The sequence below is a fragment of the Pantoea sp. R102 genome (assembly GCF_004916815.1).
Classification (GTDB): Bacteria; Pseudomonadota; Gammaproteobacteria; order Enterobacterales; family Enterobacteriaceae; genus Pantoea; species Pantoea dispersa.
On sequence record NZ_SDFT01000084.1, the window covers coordinates 1 to 6,290 of the forward strand.

Consider the following 6,290-nt stretch of genomic DNA (forward strand, 5'->3'; position numbering starts at 1 on the left):
GCCAGTGGACTTTCTGAGCTGGATACTCCGGCGGCGGTCAGCATCGTCAGCGGCGACGATATGCGCCACGCCGCACCGCGCGTTAACCTGTCTGAAAACCTCACCAGCGTACCGGGTCTGCAAATTCAAAACAGACAAAATTATGCGCAGGACCTGCAGATTTCAGTGCGCGGCTTTGGTTCGCGTTCCACCTTCGGCCTGCGCGGCATTCGCCTGTACGTTGACGGCATTCCGGCCAGCATGCCAGATGGCCAGGGGCAAACCTCGAATATCGATATCGGTTCCATCGATCGCGTGGAAGTGCTGCGCGGCCCGTTCTCCGCGCTGTACGGTAACGCATCGGGCGGCGTGATCAATGTGGAAACCCAGCGCGGCCAGCAGCCGACTACGCTGGAAGCCAGCAGCTGGTACGGCAGCTACGGTAGCTGGCGCAACAGCGTGAAAGCGAGCGGTGCCACCGGTGATGGCAGCCATGCCGGCGATGTTAACTATACGGTGTCGGCTTCGCGCTTCACCACGCACGGCTATCGCGACCACAGCGCCGCGCAGAAGAACCTCGGCAATGCCAGACTGGGCGTGCGCATTGACGATGTCAGCACCCTGACACTGCTGTTCAACAGCGTTCACGTCGAGGCGCAGGATCCGGGCGGCCTGACGCCGGATCAGTGGCATGATAATCCGCGCCAGGTGGCCAGCAACGTCACGCTGTACAACGCGCGCAAAACCGTTGATCAGACCCAGGCGGGTCTGCACTACCAGCGCCAGATGAGCGACAACGACGATCTCAGCGTGATGCTCTATGCCGGTGAGCGCGAAACCACCCAGTATCAGTCCATCCCGCTGGCGACCCAGCTGAAAGCCGGCTATCCCGGTGGTGTCATTTCACTGGCGCGCCACTACCAGGGCATTGATACGCGCTGGACGCACCGCGCGACGCTGTTGACGCTGCCGGTGACCCTGACCGGCGGCCTCGACTATGAAACCATGAGCGAGAAGCGCAAAGGCTATCAGAACTTCACCCGCAGTGACGGCGCCACCGACTACGGCGTGCAGGGTGATCTGCGCCGCAACGAGCGCAACCTGATGTGGAACCTCGATCCCTATCTGCAGACCGCGTGGCAGCTGAGCGATCGCTGGTCGCTGGACGCCGGCGTGCGCTTCAGCACGGTCAATTTCGATGCTAACGACTATTACGTGACCGCCAGCGACCCGGATGACAGCGGCAATCGCCGCTACCACCGCTGGCTGCCTGCGGCCTCGCTCAAATACGCGATTGATGATGGCTGGAATGCCTATGTTTCCGCCGGTCGCGGCTTTGAAACGCCGACGCTCAATGAACTCTCCTACCGCGCGGCGGATCAGGCCGGGCTCAATCTCAACCTGCAGCCGGCCACCAGCAATACCGTGGAGCTCGGCAGCAAAAAACGCCTCGGCAACGGCCTGCTGACCGCCGCGCTGTTTCAGACCGATACCAAAAACGAGATTGTGTCAGACAGCAGTTACGAAGGCCGCACCAGCTACAAAAACGCCGGTGAGACGCGCCGCCGTGGCCTGGAACTCGGGCTCGATCAGCAGTTTGGCTATGACTGGCACCTGAAAGCCGCGTGGACACTGCTCGACGCGCGCTACCGCAGTAACGCCTGCGGCAGCGACAGCTGTGACGGCAAGCGCATCCCCGGTATTGCACGCAATATGGCCTACGCCGGACTGGCCTACGCGCCGGAGCAAGGCTGGTATGCCGGCGGCGACCTGCGCTACCTGAGCGACATTGCGGCCAACGACCAGAATGATGTCAAAGCGCCGGCGTATACGGTGGTGGGACTGAACAGCGGCTATAAATGGCTGGTGCAGAACTGGACGCTGGATCTGTTTGGCCGCGTGGATAATCTGCTCGATCGCCACTATATCGGCTCGGTCATCGTTAATGAGAGCAATGGCCGGTATTACGAACCGGCACCGGGGCGTAATTACAGCGTCGGCCTGACGCTGAGTTACGCTTTCCAGTAATCTAATGCGGGCACCGGCACACGTCGGTGCCTTATTCAGGTGCGATAACGCGCTGAGCCGACAAATTTCGAAAATTGCTCACTCCAGATTTGCACGGCGCAATATTCCTGCGGATCGATGCCTTCCGGCAGTGATTTAATAAAATCACCAAAGTTATTTAAATCGCCAATTAACGCCGACTGATGCTTTATTTGCAGAAATGAGTGCTGATCAAACGCCTGAGTTTTGGTGAGGTAAATTTTATAGTGTGGCCCGGGGGCAATTTCCCCCTCAAAGGCGATAACGTTTTCATTGAGATAGACTTTACCGCTGGCCCAGTACAGCGCATCACTGCCCGGCTGATGGCGATCAAACTCACCGCTAAAAAGCGCCTGCTGTTTCGCCAGATCAACCTCCTTTTGCGTGGCATTCACTTCCGTGGTAATTAACGGTGACAGCACCAGACCTAAGGTAATACCGGTGCCCAGAAAAAACAGGCTGGCGATGAGATAAAGCACGTTTAATTTTTTTAGCATCCCTACCTCCCTGCAGCAGAATAGCGCTGTACTGCTCTGCCCGATCCTGCTGCTCACTGGTGTTAATAAAAACGTAAAGTCAGGCTAAATATTGGTTATCGTGTTGCTGTGCATACTGTGACAGTAACCAGCACTGTTACAACCAATTCTCAACGGCGGCAGGGAAAGCGAGGCGCAGCAGAATAACCCGCGGCAGGGAGCGGCAAAGATGAGGGCCGGCAGTACCAGCCCTGGAGGGAAAACATCAGTTCAGCAGCGCGAGGATTTCGTCAGTGGTGCCGGTTTCGCCGAGGCGCGGGAAGATGCGCTCAATGCTGTTGTGGTGGGTTTCGGCGTTCAGGCAGCTCATCGCATCGGTCGCCAGCGTGACGTTGTAGCCCAGCTCGTACGCCTGACGCGCCGTGGATTCCACACCAATACTGGTGGCAATCCCGCACACCACCACTTGTGTTACACCACGCTGCTGCAGCTGCTGGTGCAGATCGGTATTGTGGAACGCGCCCCAGGTTTTTTTCGTTACGCTGATATCGCCCGGCTGCGGGGTCATTTCCGGCACCAGCACCGCCCAGTCTGCCGGCAGAGCAGCATCGTGACGCGGCTGCTGATTGCGGCCCGGCGCGCCGCCCGCCACGTTCACCAGCACCACCGGCAGCTGTTTCGCGCGAAACGCCTGCGTCAGCTGCGTGGCGCGTGCAATCACTTCATCCGGATGGCGCGGCGTAACCGGCAGGCGGACGATGCCGTGCTGCAGGTCGATGACAATCAGGGCGGTTTGGGCATCTAACGTGGTGACAGCCATGGTGAGTCCTCTCAAATTAGTGGTCAGCGAGTCGTTGCAGTAAGGGAATGGCGGCCAGCAGCGTTTGCTGCTCCTGCGGACTGAGCAGGCTGCTGATACTGTGCAGCAGCCAGTCGTCACGCTGGGCGCGATTGCTGGCGATGAGCTGCAGGCAGACAGCGGTAGGCTGATAACGGGTTTTGCGGCCATCCTGCGCATCGGACACGCCCTGTACCAGGCCCAGCGTCTGCAGGCTGGCGACCGTGGCACTCATCGACTGGCTGCGCACCCCTTCACGCGCGGCCAGCTCGGTCACTGTCATTGCGCCGTCGCGCACCAGATAACCCAGCACGGAAACCTGCGGCCAGGTGAGATCGCCCGGCGGGGCCGATTCACGCAGGCGGCGCATCAGTTTGCCATTGATGCTGCGTAACGCGGCAGCGGCGCTAATCAGCTCGCTCATCGCCCTTCTCCTTTACTGATGAGACCGCAGTATATAAATACGCAGGTAAACTGTGTAGTTTGCCTTCGTATCAATTTGTAATTGCGCATCCCGCCGCTCAGCTGCGCTGCAAATAGTGAATCAGGCTATGAAAGCGCAACGGGCTGGCCAGCGGATTGCGGTAGCTGTGCGGCTGATCGGCGGCGAACTGGCTGGCCTCGCCGGCCTGCAGGCGACGCCAGCTGCCCGCCATGCCCAGCAACAACTCACCTTCCAGCACCACCACCTGCTCAATCACCCCGCTTTCGTGCGCTGACGAATCGCTTTGCGCGCCCGCCGCCAGCGTCACTTCCAGTAGATCGAAGCGCAAACGCGCGTCATACGGCAGCAGCGGCTTCACCTGCATTTGTGCATTGGGCTGGCTGAAGGTCGCCACGTCGCCCGACGACTGCGCCCCGCTCTGCACAAAAAAGGAGAACGGCACATTAAAGCCGGTGGCGATTTTCCATAGCGTGGCGATCGTCGGACTCGACTCGCCGCGCTCAATCTGACCGAGCATGGCTTTACTCACGCCGGTGCGCGCCGCCGCCAGCGTCAAGCTCCAGCCATTGGCCTGACGCAGCTGCTTCAGCGCCTGGCTGAGATGTTGATGCAGATTTTCCATGAATTCTCCTGAAAAGCGGGCGCGCAGTGTACCACTTGTGCGCGCCATACCGTGCGTGCCACAATGTGCGTTATAACGCACAACAGAATGTGATTCCATGACCACTGCAACTGTTCGTCCGGCTTTTTCCTTTCCGATGCTGATTTCCGGCCTGATCGCCGTGCTGGTCGGCTACAGCAGCACCGCGGCGCTGATCTTCCAGGCGGCGCAGGCTGCAGGCGCCTCACCGGCGCAGATTGGCGGCTGGCTGTCGATGCTGGGCGTGGGCATGGGGCTGGCGTCACTCGGTCTGTCGCTGTGGACGCGGATGCCGGTGCTCGCCGCTTGGTCGACGCCGGGTGCCGCGCTGCTGGCCACCAGCGTGCACGGTCTGACGCTGAATGAAGTGGTCGGGGTGTTTGTCGCGACCAATCTGCTGATTGTGCTGAGCGGCATGACCGGCCTGTTTGCCCGGCTGATGAACCACATTCCCCAGTCGCTGGCGGCCGCGATGCTGGCGGGGATTCTGCTGCGATTTGGCATCGGCACCTTCAGCGGCTTACAGGATCATTTTGCCCTGTGCGGCAGCATGTGTCTGGTATGGCTGCTGGGCCGCCGCTGGCTGCCGCGTTATGCCATTCTGCTGGCGCTGGTGACAGGCGTACTGGTGGCGCTGGGTCAGCGCACCATCCACTTTCCGCCTCATGCGCTAACGCTGAGCGTGCCGGAATTTATCATGCCGCACTTTAATCCTGCCGCGCTGATTGGCGTCGGCTTGCCCTACTTCCTGGTGACCATGGCGTCGCAGAATGCGCCCGGTATTGCCACGCTGCAGGCGCATGGCTACCGGCCGCCGGTCTCCGCGCTCACCGGCTGGACCGGCCTGATCGCGCTGCTGTTGTCGCCGTTCGGCGGCTTTTCGGTGTGTATTGCGGCGATCACCGCCGCGATCTGCATGGGCGATGATGTCGATCCGGACCCGGCGCGCCGCTGGGTGGCTTCCGCGCTGGCGGGCGTGTTCTATCTGCTGACCGGCTTTACCGGCGCGCTGATCGCCGTGATGCTCAGCGCATTGCCGCCGGTGCTGATCGCCACGCTGGCCGGTCTGGCACTGCTGGCCACGCTGGCGGGCAGCCTGCAGCGCGCGCTGGCGGAACCGGCGCAGCGCGACAGCGCCATCGTGGCATTTCTGATCACCGCCAGCGGCATCTCCCTGCTCGGCGTCGGTTCGGCGTTCTGGGGCCTGATCGGGGGCGTCCTCACCCATTTGCTGCTCAGCCCGCGCCGGAACGGTTAACATTTCACCACCCCGCGTACCGTGGAGGGAATAACGCCCTGTTTTCCCCCCTTTTTCCCCCGTTTGATTGCGGCGCATTTGGCTTAAGATCACTACCATCGCCCATCACACCCGATGTTTGGCTTCAGATAACCACCGATAAGGGCCCAACGAGTGGCAAAAACTTTTCTGCGCAGCGGTAATCTCGACGCGTTACTGGCACTGGGGGAGAACGGCCAGCCGGTCTGGGCTTCTGCCCTGCAAATTCGCGAAACGTTACGTTTGCGCCGCCAGACGACACTGGCCAACTGCCTCGCGATCCCGCAGGCCAACGAGCGCGGTGACCGCCTTGACTGGTACGCGCCATTCAGCGGCAAAGTGAAATCCTGGCTGGCGGCCAGCGATCGCGAAAAGCGTCAGGCGCTGGATCAGCTCACCCTTAATCAGCAGGATTTGCAGGCGCTCAGCCTGCGCGCCCGGGATGCCGACAATCCGGCGATGCGCCTGTTTGGGGCGCTGCTGGCAAAGACGCTGCAGTTTCCCGATCAGCAATACGTCTATCTGGTGGATGGCAAGCCGGTGATCACCTTCTGGGGCTTCGTCGACCCGCAGGCGCGCACGCGTGATGA

At 60.9% G+C, this 6,290-nt stretch carries 7 protein-coding genes; 3 read left to right on the forward strand and 4 right to left on the reverse strand.

Features of this window, described 5'->3' with window-relative positions; all coding sequences use genetic code 11:
- Positions 1 to 2,007: TonB-dependent receptor PqqU (gene pqqU / locus ERD80_RS10075; protein ID WP_136546768.1), on the forward strand; the 2,007-nt coding region annotated here is incomplete at its 5' end.
- A gap of 35 nt (positions 2,008 to 2,042) precedes the next feature.
- On the opposite strand, the gene ERD80_RS10080 is transcribed toward pqqU, so the two are convergent.
- From ERD80_RS10080 to ERD80_RS10095, 4 genes are all read right to left on the reverse strand, one after another.
- Positions 2,043 to 2,522 carry a DM13 domain-containing protein gene (locus ERD80_RS10080; RefSeq protein WP_136546770.1) on the reverse strand — a complete coding sequence of 160 codons (480 nt, stop codon included), beginning with the start codon at positions 2,520 to 2,522 and terminating at the stop codon, positions 2,043 to 2,045.
- A gap of 244 nt (positions 2,523 to 2,766) precedes the next feature.
- Complete coding sequence (locus ERD80_RS10085) at positions 2,767 to 3,321, reverse strand: isochorismatase family protein (RefSeq protein WP_058758482.1); 555 nt, start codon at positions 3,319 to 3,321, stop codon at positions 2,767 to 2,769.
- 16 nt (positions 3,322 to 3,337) lie between these two features.
- A complete protein-coding gene (locus ERD80_RS10090; RefSeq protein WP_136546772.1) occupies positions 3,338 to 3,763 on the reverse strand; it encodes a MarR family transcriptional regulator in 426 nt (141 codons plus the stop codon).
- Positions 3,764 to 3,860: 97 nt separating this feature from the next.
- Positions 3,861 to 4,406, reverse strand: a complete 546-nt coding sequence (locus ERD80_RS10095) for a helix-turn-helix domain-containing protein (protein WP_136546774.1) — start codon at positions 4,404 to 4,406, stop codon at positions 3,861 to 3,863.
- A 97-nt stretch (positions 4,407 to 4,503) separates the two neighbouring features.
- On the opposite strand from ERD80_RS10095, the gene ERD80_RS10100 reads away from it, so the two are divergent.
- Both ERD80_RS10100 and ERD80_RS10105 read left to right on the forward strand, forming a co-directional pair.
- Positions 4,504 to 5,682 carry a benzoate/H(+) symporter BenE family transporter gene (locus tag ERD80_RS10100; protein ID WP_136546776.1) on the forward strand — a complete coding sequence of 393 codons (1,179 nt, stop codon included), beginning with the start codon at positions 4,504 to 4,506 and terminating at the stop codon, positions 5,680 to 5,682.
- Between the two features lie 153 nt (positions 5,683 to 5,835).
- A partial coding sequence (locus tag ERD80_RS10105; protein ID WP_248295851.1) for an SrfA family protein occupies positions 5,836 to 6,290 on the forward strand: 455 nt, incomplete at its 3' end.